The organism is Sphingomonas changnyeongensis (genome assembly GCF_009913435.1).
Taxonomy (GTDB): Bacteria; Pseudomonadota; Alphaproteobacteria; order Sphingomonadales; family Sphingomonadaceae; genus Sphingomonas_B; species Sphingomonas_B changnyeongensis.
Map to the genome: position 1 here is coordinate 2026772 of NZ_CP047895.1, position 17406 is coordinate 2044177.

Consider the following 17406-nt stretch of genomic DNA (forward strand, 5'->3'; position numbering starts at 1 on the left):
GCGCTTGATTGACCTTTGCCGGGCGCATCCCTAATTTCGCGCAATGGCCATCCTTCCGATCATCGAAACGCCCGACCCGCGCCTGCGCCAGATCTCGACCCCGGTCGACACGATCGACGACGGGCTGCAGACCCTGATCGACGACATGTTCGAGACCATGTACGACGCGCCCGGCATCGGCCTGGCGGCGATCCAGGTCGGCGTGGCCAAGCGTCTGCTGGTCATCGACCTGCAGGAGGAAGAGGATGCGGACGGCAAGCCGGTCAAGGCGCCGCGCGTGTTCATCAACCCGGAAATCCTTGAAACCTCCGAAGACCTGCAGGTCTATTCGGAAGGCTGCCTGTCGGTGCCCGAGCAGTTCGCCGATGTCGAGCGGCCGGCGGTGATCCGCGCCCGCTGGCAGGAGCGTGACGGCACTGTTCGCGAGGAGCAGCTGGACGGGCTGCTCGCCATCTGTCTGCAGCATGAGATGGACCATCTGAACGGCGTGCTGTTCATCGACCATCTGTCGCGGCTGAAGCGCGAGATGGTGCTGAAAAAGCTCGCCAAGATCCGCCAGCACGCTGCCTGAGCCGGTTTTCCGCCGGGCCGGGCCGGGCCGCTTGCCCGGCGCGGAAGCTTTGGCTAAGTTCGCCTTTCGTTCCGTTGGGGAGAAGGGCTTTTGGATCCGTTGCTGCTGGCTGTCGTCGCTGCCGCCGCGATCATCGGCGTCGTGCTCGGCCATGTGCTGGGCGCGCGGCCGATCGGGGGGCTGCGCGCCGAGCTCGATTCGCTGCGTCTGAAGCATGGCGAGGCGGAGCGCGAGCTGGCCATGGCCGGGGAGCGGGCGCGCCAGGCCGATCTGCTGCGCCTGACGCTCGATGAGGTGACGCGCGAGCGCGACGCGGCGCTGGGCGAAGCGGCCGGGCTGCGACCGGTTGCCGCGCGCGTCGAGGCGCAGGACCGCGAGCTGGCGGTTCTGCGGCAGGAGAAAGAGGCGCTCGCTGCTGCCAAGGCGGCGTTCGAGCGCGGCGAGGAGGAGCGCGCCAGCGCCTTCGCCGCCCAGCTGGCGCAGCTGCGCGATGTCGAGGCCAAGCTCGAGGCGCGGTTCGGCGATCTGGCCGGCAAGGCGGTCGAGAGCGCGCATGACGCGTTCCTGAAGCGCGCGAACGAGCGGCTGGCCGATCAGGGCCAGCAAAATGAGGCGCGGCTGAAGGCGCTGCTCCAGCCGGTCGAGACGACGCTCAAACGCTATGAAGAACAGCTCGGCCAGGTCGAGAAGGAGCGCGTCGGCAGCTATTCGGCGCTGCACAAGGCTGTCGAAATGCTGCATGCCGGCCATGTCCAGGTGCGCGACGAGACCGCCCGGCTGGTCAATGCGCTTCGCTCCAGCCCCAAGGCGCGCGGGCGCTGGGGCGAGCAGAGCCTGCGCAACGTGCTCACCCAGGCGGGGCTGGCCGAAGGGGTGGATTTCGAGATGGAGGTGTCGGTCGACACCGATGACGGGCGGCTGCGCCCCGACGTGATCGTGCGCCTGCCGGGCGGACGCAGCCTGATCATCGACGCCAAATGCTCGCTCAATGCCTATCTGGACGCGAGCGAACAGGTCGATGACGAGGCGCGCCGCCTGCATCTGAAGGCGCATGCCGCGTCGATTCGCACCCATGCCCAGCAGCTGGGGTCGAAGAACTACTGGGCGCAGTTCGACGACGCGGCCGACTATGTCGTCATGTATATCCCCGGCGAGCATTTCTTGACCGCCGCCCTCGAACAGGATGGCGGGCTGTGGGACTGGGCGTTCGAGCGCAAGGTGCTGCTCGCGACGCCGACCAATCTGGTCGCCATCGCCCGCACGGTCGCTGCGGTCTGGCGGCAGGAAAAGCTGGCCGAACGCGCCGCCGAGATCGCGGCGCTGGGCAAGGAACTGCATGCGCGGCTGGCGACGATGGGCGGTCATGTCGCGCGGCTCGGCCGCAACCTTGAACAGGCAAACGCTGCCTACAACGCCTTTGTCGGCAGCCTTGAAAGCCAGGTGCTCACCCAGGCGCGGCGGTTCGAGGCGCTGGAGGTGGCCGGGCCGAAACAGGTCGATGTAATGCCGATGGTCGAAAGCGCACCGCGCCCGCTGACCAAGCTGTCGGTCGGCGCGGAAGGGGAGGAATAGGCGGCAATGGGCGCTTTTGCGCGGGGTTCATGGCCCGTTCGGGGCGGCCCGTCGCGGCGCGGTTTATGCCACCGGTGGCTTTCGCCATGCGCCCATATCGGGCCGCGCCGGGCCGCGCCGGGCCGTCCAGTCACGGCAAAGCCCGGGGTAACTGCAAAAAGCTGTTTGCATTTTGCACTCTTTGTCACAAATCAGGGCTTCCACAGGGAGGGAATCAAAATGGCGGACGCCAAACCGAAACGTGCCAACAACGCGCTGAGCAAGCCGGTCCAGCCTTCGGCCGACCTGGCGGCGATCGTGGGCAGCGCGCCGATCGCGCGCAGCGACGTGGTCAGCAAGGTGTGGGAACACATCAAGAAGAACAATCTGCAGAACCCCGAAAACAAGCGGGAGATTCTGGCCGACGACAAGCTGAAGAAGGTTTTCGGCGGCCTGGACAAGGTTTCGATGTTCGAAATGAACAAGCACCTGTCCAATCACCTGAAGTGATCTTCTGACAGATTGCTGAATAAAAAGCCCGGCTTCGGCCGGGCTTTTTTATTTGTTCTGGTTTCTGGTTAACGCCCCGATATGGGACGCCCCCGCGTTAACCGTGTTCGCCGCTATTTTTGGCCCGGGGCATCGGTAAACAAATCCTTACCGACGCATTCCGGGGGCAACCGCAGCCCGGCGTGGCGACGGGAGTTTTAGCGGATCCGGCCGCGTTGGAGTGGCGATTCGCGCTGTAAGGGGTGTGATCATGAAGAAGTTCGTTCTGGGTCTGACTGCCGCCGCCGCCACGTTTGCTGCCACGGCTCCCGCCTCCGCTGCCGTTGTGCTGTCGAGCACGCCGGGCAATGCCGTCTATCAGGGCGGCGGGTTTGACGACAACGCGCTGATTTTCGATTTCGACAGTGAGACGCCGCGCTGGAGCGGGCCGATCTTCACCACCACGACCGAAACCCGCGCCCGCCCGCTGGGCAGCACCGGCGGTTTCATCTCGGTCGGCCCGGCCGATGGCCGCACGGGGACGTTCGACCTGACCGGTCTCAACCCGCTGAACGCGATCAGCTTCCTGTGGGGCTCGATCGACGAGTATAACTCGTTCGACGTGCTGGGTGCCGATGGCGTGGTGCTCGCGACCTTCACCGGCAGCGATGTCTGGAACCCGGCCAATGGTGACCAGACTGCGGTCAACACCAACCGCATCGTCCGCCTGGACTTCACCGGCGAAACCCGCACCGCGGTGACCGGCCTGCGCTTCAACTCGTATGGCAACGCCTTCGAAGTCGACAACATCGCGCTGGCCGCGGTGCCGGAACCGGCGACCTGGGCGATGATGATCGGTGGCTTCGGCCTGGTCGGCGCCGCCGCCCGCCGCCGGGTGCGCACCAGCGTTGCCTATGCCTGATCCCGCCGGTCACTCCTGACCGATGGATCGCGGACGCCGCCGGCCTCACGCCGGCGGCGTCTGTCATTGTGCCGGGCCCCGTTGCCGGCCCCTGTTGCCCGTCCGCCAATGCGGGCGGTTGATTTTCCCGGCCCGGGCGCGTAGGGACGCACGGTTTCCGTTGGGACGGACAATGATGCGCATCACTGCGATGCGCGGCGCTGGTCGGCGAGGTTTCGCCCACCGGCGCTTTGTGCGTTGTTTGGCCAGACGGCAGAGGAGCAGGCGATGTTCGAGACTTTGAGCGAAAGGCTGGGCGGGGTCTTTGACCGGCTGCGCGGTCGCGGCGCGCTCAGCGAGGCGGATGTCCGCACCGCGATGCGCGAAGTGCGGATCGCCCTGCTCGAGGCCGATGTCGCCCTGCCGGTCGTCCGCACCTTCATCGACAAGGTGACCGAGGCGGCGGTCGGCGCACAGGTGCTGCGTTCGGTCACGCCGGGCCAGCAGGTCGTCAAGATCGTCCATGACGCGCTGGTTGAGATGCTCGGCGCCGATGCGAGCGAGCTGGACATCGCTGTCAATCCGCCCGCCGTGATCATGATGGTCGGCCTGCAAGGCTCGGGCAAGACGACGACCACGGCCAAGCTCGCCCGCCGCCTGACCGAGCGTGACCGCAAAAAGGTGCTGATGGCGTCGCTCGACGTCAATCGCCCGGCGGCGCAGCAGCAGCTGGCGACGCTGGGCGAGCAGGTCGAGGTCGCAACCCTGCCGATCGTCGACGGGCAGCAGCCGGTGGATATCGCCCGCCGTGCGTTGAGTGCGGCAAAGCTGCAAGGCTTTGACGTGCTGCTGCTCGACACGGCCGGGCGGCTGCATGTCGATCAGGCGCTGATGGACGAGATGCGCGCCGTCGCCGACGTGTCCGCGCCGCAGGAAGTGCTGCTGGTCGTCGATGCGCTGACCGGCCAGGATGCGGTCAATGTCGCCCAGTCCTTCACCGCGCAGGTGCCGCTGACCGGCGTTGTGCTGACCCGCATGGACGGTGATGCGCGCGGCGGTGCCGCGCTGTCGATGCGCGCGGTGACCGAGCGACCGATCAAGTTCATCGGCACCGGCGAGAAGATGGACGGGCTGGAGGCGTTCCACCCGCAGCGCGTTGCCGGGCGCATCCTGGGCATGGGCGACGTCGTCAGCCTGGTCGAGCGCGCCGCCGAGACGATCCAGGTCGAGGAAGCCGAAAAGCTTGCCGCAAAAATGGCCAAGGGCCAGTTCGACATGGACGATCTGCGCGCCCAGCTGCTGCAGATGCGGCGCATGGGCGGGCTTGGCGCGCTTGCGGGCATGATCCCCGGCATGAAAAAGGCGCAGGCCGCGATGGCGTCGGGCGCTGTCGATGAAAAAATCCTGGTGCGGATGGACGCGATCATCACCTCGATGACGCCCAGGGAGCGCGCGCGCCCCGATCTGCTCAACGCCAAGCGCAAGATCCGGGTGGCCAAGGGCAGCGGCACGACCGTGCAGGACGTGAACCGGCTGCTCAAGATGCACCAGGAAATGGCCAATGCCATGAAGAAGATCAAGAAAATGGGCGGGCTGAAGGGGCTGGCGGCAATGTTCGGCAAGGGCGGCGGTCTGGCGGGTGCGCTGGGCGGCGGGCCGGGCGGGCTTCCCGGCGGCATGGCCGACATGCTGGGCGGCAAGGGCGGCCCGGCCGGGCTTCCGGGCCTTGGGTCTCCGGGCGCTTCGGGGCTGCCGGGGCTAGGCGGGCCGGGCAATCTGCCGCCGGGCTTCGAGAATTTTCTGAAGAAGAAGTGATCAACCGATTTAACTGAAGGGAAGACGTAACATGGCACTTTCGATCCGGCTGGCGCGCGGCGGCGCGAAGAAGCGGCCCTATTACCGCATCGTCGTGGCGAACTCGCGCGCGCCGCGTGATGGCCGCTTCATCGAGAAGATCGGCACCTACAACCCGCTGCTCGCCAAGGATTCGCCCGAGCGCGTGAAGCTGGACGGCGACCGCGCCCGTTACTGGCTGGGCGTTGGCGCGCAGCCGACCGACCGCGTGCTGCGCTTCCTCGACGCCGCCGGCATCAAGGAGCGTCCGGCGCGCAACAACCCGAACAAGGCCGAGCCGGGCGAAAAGGCCAAGGAGCGCGCCGAAGAGCGTGCGGCCAAGGCTGCTGCCGCCGCCGAAGCGGCTGCCGCTCCGGCTGAGGAAGCGCCGGCTGCCGACGACGCCGGCACGGCTGACGCCTGATCATGGCCGCTGCGCGGGACCGGGCGAATGGCGGGGCGGGGGCATCGGCACCCACCCCGGCTGCCGCGCCGGTTCCGGGCGGTGAGCGCCGGGTGACGCTGGCGGCGATCACCGGCGCACACGGCCTTGGCGGCGAGGTGCGGCTGAAGCTGTTCACCGACGACGCCGAGGCCCTCGGCCGTTACCGGACGCTCGACGCTGCCGGGCGTGCGCTCAGGCTGTTGAGCGTCCGCGCGGCCGGGCCGGGGGCGATTGCCCGGTTCGAGGGCATATCCGATCGCAGCGCCGCCGAGGCGCTGCGCGGCACCGCGCTGACCGTGGCGCGCAGCGAACTGCCCCCGCTGGCCGAGGGTGAATATTATCATGCCGATCTGATCGGCCTGCCCGTCCATCCGGTTGACGAGGCCGGCACCGGGCCGCAGTTCGGCACGGTGGTCGCGGTCGAGAATTTCGGGGCCGGGGATGTAATCGACATCCGCCGCGAAGACGGGCGCACGGTGATGGCGCCGATGCACGCCGCGACGCTGGACGACGGGATGATCCGCGTCGAAAGACCGTTTCTCGAAAGCTGAGCGCCGCTCCGGGTTGCGCGGGCCTGGTGGTCAGACCCCGGCGGTGCCGGTTTCCGGGGCCGGTCCCAGCAGCGGGTCGGGGCGGCGGCCAGCACCCGGTCGACATCCTCTATTTCCAGCCGTTCGATGAACTCCGCGCCGACGATCTCGTCGCGCACCCAGCGCACCCGCGCCCGCACCTCGCCAAGCGGCGGCAGGTTGAGCGCGATCACGCTCGGCACGGTCAGCGCCGTGCGGCATTCGCCCTGAAAGCCGACAGCCGACAGGTTGCGCAGGATGATGGGAAAGTTGGCACCGCCCAGCTCGCGCACCCGGGTCGCGATGGCCAGCGGGTGGCGGAAGCTGCGGCGGTCGTCGAGCCGGAACGTCCCGGCCGTGGAGATGGTCATCTTGTCCGCCATGTCTCTTCTGCTCCGCCCGTCCGCATAGGCGCGCGGCGATTAACATTGCGAAAATGGCCGCCATGGATGGCGGCAGGGCGAAAATAGCCGCCATGAACGGCGGCAGGGCGAAAACAGCCGCCATGAACGTCCGCGCGGCGAAAATGGCCGCCGTTGACAGCAGCGGGGCGATCCCGGCACGGTCGCGGCCCGCAACATCTGGGGGGAGGGGCGACATCATGGAACGGATCGAACGGGCAGGGCTGAGGGTCGCGGGCGAGTTCGCCGCGTTCGTCGAGGACCGTGTCCTGCCCGGGCTGGGCCTCGATCCGGCGGCATGGTGGACCGGCTTTGCCGATCTGCTGGCCGTGCTGGTGCCCGAAAATCGCCGCCTGCTCGGCGTGCGCGAAACGCTGCAGCAGCAGATCGACGATTGGCACCGCGCCCGGCGCGGCCAGCCGGTCGATCCGGCCGCCTATCAGGCTTTCCTGACCGAAATCGGCTATCTGGTGCCCGAACCGGCGGCCTTCACCATCGGCACGACCGGGGTGGATGACGAGATTGCGAGGCTCGCCGGGCCGCAGCTGGTGGTGCCGGTGCTCAACGCCCGGTTCGTCCTCAATGCCGCCAATGCCCGCTGGGGCAGCCTGTATGACGCCTTTTACGGCACCGATGCGCTGCCCGGCGCGCCGCGCCCCGGCGGCTATGACGCTGAACGCGGCGCACAGGTGATCGCCCGCGCCCGCGCCTTTCTGGATGAAGCCCTGCCGGGCTGGGCGGCGGTGCTTGACGGGGGCGATCACCCCGCGCTGGTCGGCTGGCGCGGGGCGTCGCCGCTGTTCCGCCATCACGGCCTGCATATCGAGGTGCTGGTCGACCGCAATCACCCGATCGGCCGCGACGATCCGCTGGGCATCGCCGATGTGCTGCTGGAAGCGGCGCTGACGACGATCGTCGACCTCGAGGATTCGGTCGCCGCCGTCGATGCGGAGGACAAGGTCGCTGCCTATGCCAACTGGCTGGGGCTGATGCGCGGCGACCTGTCGGCCAGCTTCGAAAAGGACGGGCAGGTGCGGGCGCGCCACCTGAATGCCGACCGGGCGTTCACCGCGCGCGACGGCACCGAACGCACGCTGCCGGGGCGCAGCCTGTTGTTCGTCCGCAATGTCGGCCATCTGATGACGACGCCCGCGATCCTGCTGCCCGATGGCAGCGAGGCCCCAGAGGGCATTGTCGATGCGGTGATGACGTCGACGATCGCGCTTTATGACCTGAAGGGGCTGGGCCGGTTCAGGAACAGCCGCACCGGCTCGGTCTATATCGTCAAGCCCAAGATGCACGGGCCGGAGGAAGCCGGCTTTGCCGACCGGCTGTTCGATGCGGTCGAGGACATTCTGGGGCTGGCCCGCCACACGCTCAAGATCGGCGTGATGGACGAGGAGCGCCGCACTTCGGCCAATCTCGCCGCCGCCATCCATGCGGTGCGCGACCGCATCGTGTTCATCAACACCGGTTTTCTCGACCGCACCGGCGACGAGATCCACACCTCGATCGAGGCGGGGCCGATGGTGCCCAAGGGCGAGATGAAGGCGAGCGACTGGATCCGCGCCTATGAGGACCGCAATGTCCGCATCGGGCTCGCCGCCGGTTTTTCGGGCCGGGCGCAGATCGGCAAGGGCATGTGGGCAGCGCCCGACATGATGGCCGACATGCTCGCCCAGAAGATCGCGCACCCGCAAAGCGGCGCGAACACCGCCTGGGTGCCGAGCCCCACTGCGGCGACGCTGCACGCGCTTCATTACCATCAGGTGGATGTGTTCGGCGTGCAGGCGCGGCTGGCCGGGGAGGCGCCGCCGCCGCGCGACGCGCTGTTGCGCATCCCGCTGGCGCTTGGCCGCAACTGGACCGAAGCCGATGTCGCGCGCGAGCTGGACAACAACGCCCAGGGCATATTGGGCTATGTCGTGCGCTGGATCGATCAGGGCGTGGGCTGTTCCAAGGTGCCGGACATCAACGATGTCGGGCTGATGGAAGACCGGGCGACGCTGCGCATTTCGGCGCAGGCGCTTGCCAACTGGCTGCTCCACGGCGTGTGCACGGCCGAGCAGGTCGATGCCGCGCTCCGGCGCATGGCGGCCAAGGTCGATGCCCAGAATGCAGGCGATCCCGCCTATCGCCCGATGGCCCCGGACCCGGACGCCAGCATCGCGTTTCAGGCGGCGCGCGCGTTGGTGTTCGAGGGCGCGCGCCAGCCAAGCGGCTATACCGAGCCGCTGCTGCACGCCTATCGCGCCCGTGCCAAGGCGCGCGACCGGGCTGCATGAGGAAGGCAGCGGAACTGCGCGCAGGCGCTGGTTAACGCGATCTTGACCATCGCGCCGGCAAGGATCGTCCATGAGCGTCAGCTTGGGGACAGGTCCGGCAACCAGCATGCGGACGACGCGGGATAAACGACCGCATCCGCACTGGCGCAGGCGCGCGTTCTGGCCTAGGCCTTGGCACCTGATGAGCTGTACCGGTTTGACACAGAGCGGCACGATGCAGGGCGGCACGATGCAGGGCGGAATGACACGGGCAGGCCTTGCGCGCTGGACGACGGGCCTGTTGCTGCACGCGGCCCTCGCGCAGGCGGCGTTCGCCCAGCCTGCCCCGGTTCCGCCGGTGCAGGGGCCGGACGCGGCGGCTGCCCCCGATGCGGGTCCGGCGCGGCCGGTCGGGCCGCCGCCGGTTGCCCCCGATCTGGCCGATCTTGCCGCGCGCGCGGTCGAAAGCCATCCCGCGGTTGCCGCGGCCCGTGCCGGGCTGCGCGCGGCGGGCGGTGACGTCAAGGCGGCGAAATGGCAGCGCGGGCCGAGCCTGTCGGTCGAGGCGCTGAGCTTTGAAGGCGGCGCGCCGGTGGTGCGCGGCGACAATCTCTCGCTCAATCTCGCCGTCGAACAGCCGATCTGGCAGGGCGGCCGCATCGGCGGCACGATCGACCGCGCACGTGCCGTCCAGCGCTTCGCATCGGCGCAGGTCGATGAAAATGCGCTCGACGTCGCGCTCCGGCTCACCAACGCCTATTTCGATCTGGCCCGCGCCACCCGGCGGCTGATGATCCTCGACCGCGGGCTCGCCGAGCATCGCGGGCTGGTCGCGTCGATCGGCCGCCGCGTCGAACAGTCGGTCAGCCCGAGCGTCGATCTGGAGCTTGCCCGCGCGCGCACCGCCCAGCTTGAGGATCAGCGCGCCTCTGCCGAGGCGCTGCGCACGGCAAGCCTTGTCAGGCTGCGCGAGCTGCTGGGCGATGTCGGGCATGAGCCGGGGGCCATTCCCTTTTACGATCCGGCGCGCGACCATCCGTCGTCCGCCGGCGCGGCCGAGCGGGCGATCAGCTGTTCGCCGGTGCGCCAGCGGCTGATCGCCGAGGCGCTGGTGGCGCGCGCCGACGCAAAGCTGGCCGGTGCGCAGACCATGCCGCGCCTGAGCGCGGTGTTTTCCAGCAACGAAGTCACCGGCGAGCGTGTCGGCCTGGTGTTTCGCGCCGGGGTCAATGGCGGGCTGTCGCAGTTCGAAAGCGCCGGTGCGGCGCGCCTGCGCCGCGACGCCGCCGAACTGCGCGTCGGCGCGGTCGAGCGCGACCTGCGCGACCAGCTGAACGCCGACTTTGCCGAGAACGAGGCGGCGCGGCAGCGCATCGCCAGCAGCGGCGTGGCCGCCACCGCATCGCGCGCGGTGACCGACAGCTATCAGCGCCAGTTCGTCGTCGGCCGCCGGTCGTGGCTCGATGTGATGAACGCCGCGCTTGAAACCACCCAGGCCGAACTGGCCGCCGACGATGCCGAGGTCAGCGCGATGGCCACCGCCGCGCGCATTGCCCTGCGCACCTGCAGCTGGCGGCCCGATCTCGAGCCCGGCATCCAGCCCTGAGCGTGGACCCGTCATGACCCTGCCGCTTTCCGATCTCGTTGCCGCGATCGCCCATGATCGGGGCGTCGATCTGCCGCCCGACTGGGTGGCGCCCGATCTCGATCCGGCGATCCTTGCCGGTTCGGACGGGCTGGTCGCACTGGCCGCCGCTGCCGGCTGGGCGGCGCCGCAGCGGCTTGGCCCGCGCCCGCGCGCCCAGCATTTCCCGCTGCTGATGTGGAGCGGCCAGACCGGCTGGGCGATTGCCGAGCAATGGGAGGATGAAAGCCGGCTGCGCCTGCGCGGCGATGGCAGCGGCCTGACGGTCGAGCGGCCCGACGACGCGCTGTTCTATGAACCGCGCTTCCCCGCGATTGCGGCGCGGCGCACGCCGTCTGCGGCGGCGCGGGTGTTCTGGCGGGCGATCATGGCGCGGCGCGATGTGCTGGTGTCGGCCACCATCGCGACGATCATGGCCAATGTCATCACGCTCGCGACCTCGCTCTATTCGATGCAGATCTATGACCGGGTGATCCCGCGCGCTGGTTATTCGACGCTGTGGGTGCTCACCATCGGGGTGATCATCGCGCTGCTGCTCGATTTCGCGCTGCGCACGACCCGTGCGCTGATGGTGGAGCGCGAGGCGGCGCGGATCGACGAAGAGGTGTCGGAGTTTTTCTTCGCCCGCGCCCAGGCGGTGCGGCTCGACGCGCGGCCGCCCGGTGTCGGCACCATGGCGGCGCAGCTGCGCGGGCTGGAACAGGTGCGCGCGGTGATGTCGTCGGGCTCGCTGTTCCTGCTTGCCGATCTGCCCTTTGCGCTGCTGTTCGTGCTGGTCATCTTCGCGCTGGGCGGGCCGATTGCGCTCGTCCCGCTGATCAGCCTGCCGGTCGCGCTCGGCATCGCCTGGGGGCTGGCGCGGCTGATCCGGCGCGATACCGACCGGGCGCAGATCAGCGCCAACCGCAAGAACGGGCTGCTCGTCGAATCGATCGACGCGGCTGAAACGGTCAAGGCCAATCGCGGCGGCTGGCGGTTGCTGGCGCGCTGGAACAGCCTGATGGACGAGGTCCATGCAGCCGAAGACCCGGTCAAGCGCTGGACTTCGGCGGCGGGATCGATCTTCTCGACGCTGCAGCAGCTTGCCTATGTCGCGCTGATCGCCTTTGGCGCGGTCGAGGTGGCGCAGGGGCGGATGACCACCGGCGCGCTTATCGCCTGCGCGATCGTCGCCGGGCGGGTCAACGGCCCGCTGATCACCCAGCTGCCCAACTTCATCGTGCAATGGGGCTATGCGCGCGCCTCGCTCAAGATGCTCGACGACATCTTGCGGCTGCCGACCGACGAGGGGCCGGATGCCGGCACGCTCAGGCCCGCGCGGGTCGAAGCGGCGGTCCGGATGGAGGGCGTCCGCTTCGCCTATCCGGGCGCGCGGGACGGCATTGTCGTGCCCCGGCTTGAGATCGCGGCCGGGGAGCGGGTGGCGATCATCGGCGGGATCGGATCGGGCAAGACCACATTGCTGCGGCTGATGGCCGGGCTTTACGCGCCCCAGGCCGGGCGGGTGCAGATTGGCGGGCTGGATGCCGGGCAGATCGCGCCCGATGTGCTCCGGCGGCATGTCGGCTATCTGCCGCAGGACTATCGGCTGGTGAATGGCAGCCTGCGCGACAATCTGCTGCTTGGCCTGTCAAATCCCGGCGACGATGCGGTGATGGCCGCCGCGGCCCAGACCGGGCTGATCAACCTGATCAACGGCCACCCGCGCGGGCTTGATCTGCAGATCGCCGAAGGCGGGCGCGGCCTTTCAGGCGGGCAGCGGACGCTGACCGGGCTGACCCGGCTGTTGCTGGCGCGGCCTGATCTGCTGCTGCTCGACGAGCCGACCGCCAATCTCGATGACGCTGTCGAGGGCGCGGCGCTCAGTGCCATCGCCGCCCGGCTGGGGGTGCAGAGCACGCTGGTCGTCGTGACCCACAAGATGCGGCTGCTGTCGCTGGTCAACCGGGTGATCGTGATGGTCGGCGGGCAGGTCGCGCTCGACGGGCCGCGCCAGGAGGTGTTGCAGCGGCTGCAGCAATCGGCGCGGCGGCCCGAGACCGGCGGCGCGGGTGAGGGGCGGGCGGTAACCGGCGATGCCGGTGCGCCCGCAATCGGGGGCATGAACGGGCTGGCGGGGCCGAACAGTCTGGCGGGGAACAGGCGGCGGAATGATGCGGCATCGCGAATCTATTGTGATCATCGGCCTGTCGAGCGTCGCTGTGATCGCCTTTCTGGTCTGGTCGATCTGGGCGGAGCTTGACCAGATCACCCGTGCGCGCGGGCAGGTCATCCCCTCGGGGCGGGTTCAGGTCGTCCAGGCGGCGACTGACGGCGTCATCACCCGCATCCTGGTGCGCGACGGCCAGCGGGTCGAGCGCGGGCAGCTGCTTGTCGCGCTTGACCGGGTCAAGGCGGGGGCTGCGGTGGATGACGGGCGCGCCCGGGTGGCGGCGCTGCGCGCGGCGCTCGCCCGGATCGAAGCCGAACTGTCCGGGGGCGCGCTGGTGCCGACGGCGGACCTTGCCGCCTATCCGGAGGTGGTCGAGAATCAGCGGCTGCTGCTCACGCGGCGGCGGCAGGCGCTGGCTGCCGATGTGGGCGCGCTTTCGGCGCAGCTGTCGCTCGCGCGGCAGGAGCTGGAGCTGAACCGGCCGCTTGTCGGCAGCGGCGACGTCGCCCGTGCCGAACTGATCCGGCTTGAACGGCAGGTTACCGATCTCCGGGGGCAGATCGCCAGCCGCCGCAGCCGCTATCTGGAGGAGCTTCAGGCCGAACAGGTGCGGGTGCGCGAGGAACTGGCAAGTGCGGAACAGGCGCTGACGCAGCGCACCGACGATCTGGGCAATGCCGAGCTGCGCGCACCCGTGTCGGGCCTGGTCAGCAACCTCAAGGTCGCGACCATTGGCGGCGTCGTGCGCGCCGGCGAGGAGATCATGCAGATCGTGCCCGACCGCGCCGAGCTGATCGTCGAGGCGCGCGTCTCGCCGGCAGAGATCGCCTTCATCCGCCCGGGGCAGAGCGCGTCGGTGAAGTTCGATGCCTATGACTCGTCCGTCTATGGCGGGGCCGAGGGGCGGGTGACCTTCGTCAATCCCGACACGACGACCGGTCAGGCGGCGAATGGCGCGCAGGAAAGCTATTACCGCGTGCAGCTGACCGCCGATCCGCGCACCATGCGGCCGCACCGGGCGGGCGAAAAGATCGTGATCCAGCCCGGGATGACGGCAACGGCCGAGATCAGAACGGGCGAGACGACCGTTTTCCGATATCTGACCAAGCCGATTCTGAAGACAACCGCAGAATCCATGACGGAACGCTGATATCGTAACAGGATCTTAACCTTTGGCCGGTTAGGCGAGATCGCGCGTGTGGGCGGTGTTTCTCATGCGCCGGGCGGTGCAGGGTGTGCGACTTGTTCAAGGGAGCACAGCTTGTGCAGTCGAGCGTGGCGAGTTTATGGTTGAATCGGTTAGGGCTTCGTGCCAAAGCCATCGAACGGACCGAAAGTTAATAAAGGGAGTGTCCAGAATGGGTTTCCGTAAAGCAGCGACCGTGGCGATTGCCGCGCTGTCGATGATTGCCGTGCCCTCGGCCGCCATGGCGGCTCAGGCTTCGGCGTCGAAGCTCTCGGTCAGCGGCGCTTCGGTGCGCGCTGGTGAAAAGGTTGAAGGTAATGAGCTGGCTGGTGGCAGCCTGATCATCGCCGTTCTGGCCGCTGCCGCGGTTGTCGCGGGCATCGTGATCGCGACCGACAGCGACGACGAGCCGAACAGCCCGTAAGCTTCAGCCTTTCCGGCAAGTTTATGGAGGGGCGACCTGAAAGGGTCGCCCCTTTTTTCTTGCCTTTGGCGGGCCGATACCCAAATCGGCCGCCTGCCGGCAGCTCAGCCGGCGGACAGTCAGGATGACGGGAACGGACAGGCCATGGCGGACGAGACTGCGACCTTTGCCGGCGGATGCTTCTGGTGCACCGAGGCGGTGTTTGACGATGTGATCGGCGTCCAGTCGGTCGAAAGCGGCTATATCGGCGGCCATGTCGCCAGCCCCACCTACCAGCAGGTGTGCAATGGCGACACCGGCCATGCCGAGGCGGTGCGCATCGTGTTCGATCCCGCGGTGATCGCCTATGGCGACCTGCTCGACATCTTCTTTGCCACCCATGATCCGACTCAGCTCAACCGCCAGGGCAACGATGTCGGCACCCAGTATCGCTCGGCCATCTTTCCGCATTCGCCCGAACAGGAGGCCGAGGCCCGCGCCGCCATCGCGCGTGCGCAGGCGGACTGGGCCGATCCGGTCGTGACCAGGATCGAGGCCGATGGCCCGTGGTGGCCGGCTGAGGATTATCATCAGGAATATTTCGCCCGCATGGGCGACCAGAATCCCTATTGCATGGCGGTGGTCGCGCCCAAACTGCGCAAGTTCCGCAAGAGCTTTGCCGAGCGGCTGAAGCGCTGAAACGCGTGGCGCGAGCCCGGCGTCTTGGCTATGGCGCGCGCCAGCACACAGGGGAGAAGGGGCGATGAAACCGTTGCGCAAGGCGGTGTTCCCGGTGGCCGGCCTCGGCACCCGGAACCTGCCGGCCACCAAATCGGTGCCGAAGGAAATGCTGCCGGTCGTCGACCGGCCGCTCATTCAATATGCGGTCGACGAGGCGCTGGCTGCCGGGATCGAGCAGCTGATCTTTGTCACCGGGCGCGGCAAGGCGGCGATGGAGGATTATTTCGACATCGCCTATGAACTGGAACGCACGATGGCCGATCGCGGCAAGTCGCTGGCGCCGCTTGCCGGCACCCGGCTGCCGCCCGGCCAGATGGCGTTCGTGCGCCAGCAGGAGCCGCTGGGGCTGGGCCATGCCGTGTGGTGCGCGCGGCACCTGGTGGGCGACGAGCCGTTTGCGGTGCTGCTGGTCGACGAATTGCTGTGGAACCCCGCCTGTCCGTCGATCAGCCAGCTTGCCGAAACCTATGCCGAGACCGGCGGCAACGTGATTTCGGTGCTCGAGGTGCCGGACAGCCAGACCCATCGTTACGGCATCGTCGATCCCGGCGCGGTGAGCGGCGATGTGACCGAGGTGCGCGGGCTGGTTGAAAAGCCTGCCCCCGGCACCGCGCCGTCGCGGCTGGCGGCGATCGGGCGCTATGTGCTCCAGCCCGAGGTGATGCGGGTGCTCGAAACCCAGGAACGCGGCGCGGGCGGCGAGATCCAGCTGACCGACGCGCTCGCCCAGCTGATCGGGCAGCAGCCCTTTCACGCCCGCACCTTTCGCGGCGCGCGCTATGACTGTGGCGACAAGACCGGTTTCGTGCAGGCCAATCTCGCGCTGGCGCTCGAACGGGTGGACATCGGCGCGGATGTGCGCGCCTTTGCCGAGGCGATGGTCGGCCGGGGCGGCTGAAGGCTCGCCGGTCGACAGGATTCAGGGCTTCGTGGCGTCTCAGGCCGGCAGGTCGGCATAGGCGGGCTCCGGACTGCGGGTCCGGGCCGCCGCCAGCAGCTCGCTGATCCGCCGCGCGGCCCCTGCTGTGCCGAACGGGTAGAGCGGCGCGCGTTTCCCGCCGGGCTGGCCGAGATGACGCATCGCCGCAGCGATGATCCGTTCGGGCGCGCGGCCGACCAGCTCAGCGGCCCCGGCATCGATCGCCTCGGTGCGCTCGGTCGTCTCGCGCAGGATCAGCACGGGCACGCCCATGGCCGGGGCTTCTTCCTGCAGGCCGCCACTGTCGGTCAGCACCAGCCGGGCGGAGTCCAGCACGTGCAGCAGCGAGGCATAGTCGAGCGGCTCGACAAGCCTGATGCCCGGCGCATCCGCCAGCCGGTCGGTGATGATCCGCCGGACCTCGGGTGCCGGATGGACCGGCATCAGAATGTGCGCGGCCCCCCGCGCCGCGATGGCGCGCAGGGCCATCGTAATGCCGGCAAGCGGTTCCCCCAGCGTCTCGCGCCTATGGCAGGTCGTGAGCACGATCGGGCGGTCCCCGGCCCCGGCCACCAGATCGCGCCCGCGCGCGCCGAGCGAAGGATCGCCGCGCAGCCGGTCGCGCATCTGCTCCAGCGCGTCGATCACCGTGTTGCCGGTCAGATGGACGCGGGCAGCGGGCACATTTTCGTCGAGCAGCGCCTGCACCGCGCGCCGCGTGGGCGCGAAATGCAGCCCGGCAACCGTGGCGATCATCCGCCTGTGCGCCTCTTCGGGCCAGGGATGATCGAGCGAACCGCTGCGCAGCCCGGCTTCGACATGGGCGACGGGCAGCTGCCGGTAATGGGCGGCGAGCGCCCCGGCGAGGGCGCTGGCCGTGTCGCCCTGCACGATCACCTGATCGGGGGCGATGCGGTCGATCGCCGCGCCGGTTTCGGCCAGCAGCCGGCCGAACAGAATGTCGAGTGGCTGGCCCTCGACCATCAGATCGAGCGCATGATCGGCGACGATGCCGAACAGTTGCAATGCCGCACACGCCAGATCGCGGTGCTGGCCGGTAAAGCACACGGAAACATCGAACCGAATGTCATCGCGCATCGCCAAGATCAGCGGGGCGAGCTTGATCGCTTCCGGCCGAGTGCCGAATATGAACATGATCCTGGCCATCAACGCCCCCGCATGTCCCTGTCTGAGAACAGTGGATGGCTTGTCCTTAGGACAACAGACCATGCGTCAGGCAAGACCAAAGCTGGATAATGATCCGTCCCGGATGTTTCTTCCTTGCGTCCCGGGCGGTGGCAGTAATCCGTCCGGATCCGAGCGGCTCTCGATCCGA

At 68.5% G+C, this 17406-nt stretch carries 16 protein-coding genes and 1 pseudogene; 15 read left to right on the forward strand and 2 right to left on the reverse strand.

Annotated elements, in window-relative coordinates:
- Nucleotides 1-43 precede the first annotated feature (43 nt).
- The 7 genes from def (at nt 44) to rimM (ending at nt 6341) form a co-directional block, all read left to right on the forward strand.
- Nucleotides 44-571, forward strand: coding sequence for a peptide deformylase (def, locus tag GVO57_RS10015; protein WP_160593022.1), 528 nt, complete (start codon nt 44-46; stop codon nt 569-571).
- Nucleotides 572-670: 99 nt separating this feature from the next.
- Nucleotides 671-2143, forward strand: coding sequence for a DNA recombination protein RmuC (gene rmuC, locus GVO57_RS10020; protein ID WP_327785515.1), 1473 nt, complete (start codon nt 671-673; stop codon nt 2141-2143).
- A gap of 219 nt (nt 2144-2362) precedes the next feature.
- Complete coding sequence (locus tag GVO57_RS10025; RefSeq protein WP_160593023.1) at nt 2363-2632, forward strand: SWIB/MDM2 domain-containing protein; 270 nt, start codon at nt 2363-2365, stop codon at nt 2630-2632.
- A gap of 250 nt (nt 2633-2882) precedes the next feature.
- Nucleotides 2883-3533 carry a PEPxxWA-CTERM sorting domain-containing protein gene (locus tag GVO57_RS15040; RefSeq protein ID WP_160593024.1) on the forward strand — a complete coding sequence of 217 codons (651 nt, stop codon included), beginning with the start codon at nt 2883-2885 and terminating at the stop codon, nt 3531-3533.
- 267 nt (nt 3534-3800) lie between these two features.
- Nucleotides 3801-5327, forward strand: coding sequence for a signal recognition particle protein (gene ffh / locus GVO57_RS10035; protein ID WP_160593025.1), 1527 nt, complete (start codon nt 3801-3803; stop codon nt 5325-5327).
- Nucleotides 5328-5358: 31 nt separating this feature from the next.
- The gene (rpsP, locus tag GVO57_RS10040; RefSeq protein ID WP_201752619.1) at nt 5359-5769 is read left to right on the forward strand and encodes a 30S ribosomal protein S16; all 411 of its coding nucleotides are present in this window, start codon (nt 5359-5361) and stop codon (nt 5767-5769) included.
- 2 nt (nt 5770-5771) lie between these two features.
- A complete protein-coding gene (gene rimM, locus GVO57_RS10045) occupies nt 5772-6341 on the forward strand; it encodes a ribosome maturation factor RimM (protein ID WP_160593026.1) in 570 nt (189 codons plus the stop codon).
- A 155-nt stretch (nt 6342-6496) separates the two neighbouring features.
- Here the strand turns inward: rimM and GVO57_RS15630 are convergent.
- A pseudogene (locus GVO57_RS15630) lies at nt 6497-6742 on the reverse strand (hypothetical protein); the annotation flags it as partial.
- Nucleotides 6743-6960: 218 nt separating this feature from the next.
- On the opposite strand from GVO57_RS15630, the gene GVO57_RS10055 reads away from it, so the two are divergent.
- From GVO57_RS10055 to GVO57_RS10085, 7 genes are all read left to right on the forward strand, one after another.
- A complete protein-coding gene (locus tag GVO57_RS10055; protein WP_233281328.1) occupies nt 6961-9045 on the forward strand; it encodes a malate synthase G in 2085 nt (694 codons plus the stop codon).
- Between the two features lie 241 nt (nt 9046-9286).
- A complete protein-coding gene (locus GVO57_RS10060) occupies nt 9287-10630 on the forward strand; it encodes a TolC family protein (RefSeq protein ID WP_160593029.1) in 1344 nt (447 codons plus the stop codon).
- 13 nt (nt 10631-10643) lie between these two features.
- Complete coding sequence (locus GVO57_RS10065; protein WP_160593030.1) at nt 10644-12911, forward strand: ATP-binding cassette domain-containing protein; 2268 nt, start codon at nt 10644-10646, stop codon at nt 12909-12911.
- Nucleotides 12844-13971 (forward strand): HlyD family efflux transporter periplasmic adaptor subunit, encoded by a 1128-nt coding sequence (locus GVO57_RS10070; RefSeq protein ID WP_233281329.1) that lies wholly within the window; start codon nt 12844-12846, stop codon nt 13969-13971. The genes GVO57_RS10065 and GVO57_RS10070 overlap by 68 nt, the downstream gene beginning before the upstream one ends.
- Nucleotides 13972-14179: 208 nt before the next feature.
- Nucleotides 14180-14431, forward strand: coding sequence for a hypothetical protein (locus tag GVO57_RS10075; RefSeq protein ID WP_201752624.1), 252 nt, complete (start codon nt 14180-14182; stop codon nt 14429-14431).
- A gap of 144 nt (nt 14432-14575) precedes the next feature.
- A complete protein-coding gene (gene msrA / locus GVO57_RS10080; protein WP_160593032.1) occupies nt 14576-15109 on the forward strand; it encodes a peptide-methionine (S)-S-oxide reductase MsrA in 534 nt (177 codons plus the stop codon).
- Between the two features lie 64 nt (nt 15110-15173).
- On the forward strand, nt 15174-16049 hold the full coding sequence (locus tag GVO57_RS10085) for a UTP--glucose-1-phosphate uridylyltransferase (protein ID WP_160593033.1): 876 nt from the start codon (nt 15174-15176) through the stop codon (nt 16047-16049).
- Nucleotides 16050-16088: 39 nt separating this feature from the next.
- On the opposite strand, the gene wecB is transcribed toward GVO57_RS10085, so the two are convergent.
- Nucleotides 16089-17174 carry a non-hydrolyzing UDP-N-acetylglucosamine 2-epimerase gene (wecB, locus tag GVO57_RS10090; protein WP_233281567.1) on the reverse strand — a complete coding sequence of 362 codons (1086 nt, stop codon included), beginning with the start codon at nt 17172-17174 and terminating at the stop codon, nt 16089-16091.
- Between wecB and GVO57_RS15045 the strand changes: the two genes are divergently transcribed.
- Nucleotides 17067-17327, forward strand: coding sequence for a hypothetical protein (locus tag GVO57_RS15045; protein WP_233281598.1), 261 nt, complete (start codon nt 17067-17069; stop codon nt 17325-17327). The genes wecB and GVO57_RS15045 overlap by 108 nt on opposite strands.
- Nucleotides 17328-17406: the final 79 nt, after the last annotated feature.

Coding starts and splice junctions, on each gene's coding strand:
- def (WP_160593022.1), top strand. CDS start 44: ATGGCCATCCTTCCGATCATCGAAACGCCCGACCCGCGCCTGCGCCAG.
- GVO57_RS10025 (WP_160593023.1), top strand. CDS start 2,363: ATGGCGGACGCCAAACCGAAACGTGCCAACAACGCGCTGAGCAAGCCG.
- GVO57_RS15040 (WP_160593024.1), top strand. CDS start 2,883: ATGAAGAAGTTCGTTCTGGGTCTGACTGCCGCCGCCGCCACGTTTGCT.
- ffh (WP_160593025.1), top strand. CDS start 3,801: ATGTTCGAGACTTTGAGCGAAAGGCTGGGCGGGGTCTTTGACCGGCTG.
- rpsP (WP_201752619.1), top strand. CDS start 5,359: ATGGCACTTTCGATCCGGCTGGCGCGCGGCGGCGCGAAGAAGCGGCCC.
- rimM (WP_160593026.1), top strand. CDS start 5,772: ATGGCCGCTGCGCGGGACCGGGCGAATGGCGGGGCGGGGGCATCGGCA.
- GVO57_RS10055 (WP_233281328.1), top strand. CDS start 6,961: ATGGAACGGATCGAACGGGCAGGGCTGAGGGTCGCGGGCGAGTTCGCC.
- GVO57_RS10060 (WP_160593029.1), top strand. CDS start 9,287: ATGACACGGGCAGGCCTTGCGCGCTGGACGACGGGCCTGTTGCTGCAC.
- GVO57_RS10065 (WP_160593030.1), top strand. CDS start 10,644: ATGACCCTGCCGCTTTCCGATCTCGTTGCCGCGATCGCCCATGATCGG.
- GVO57_RS10075 (WP_201752624.1), top strand. CDS start 14,180: ATGGGTTTCCGTAAAGCAGCGACCGTGGCGATTGCCGCGCTGTCGATG.
- msrA (WP_160593032.1), top strand. CDS start 14,576: ATGGCGGACGAGACTGCGACCTTTGCCGGCGGATGCTTCTGGTGCACC.
- GVO57_RS10085 (WP_160593033.1), top strand. CDS start 15,174: ATGAAACCGTTGCGCAAGGCGGTGTTCCCGGTGGCCGGCCTCGGCACC.
- GVO57_RS15045 (WP_233281598.1), top strand. CDS start 17,067: ATGATCGGCGACGATGCCGAACAGTTGCAATGCCGCACACGCCAGATC.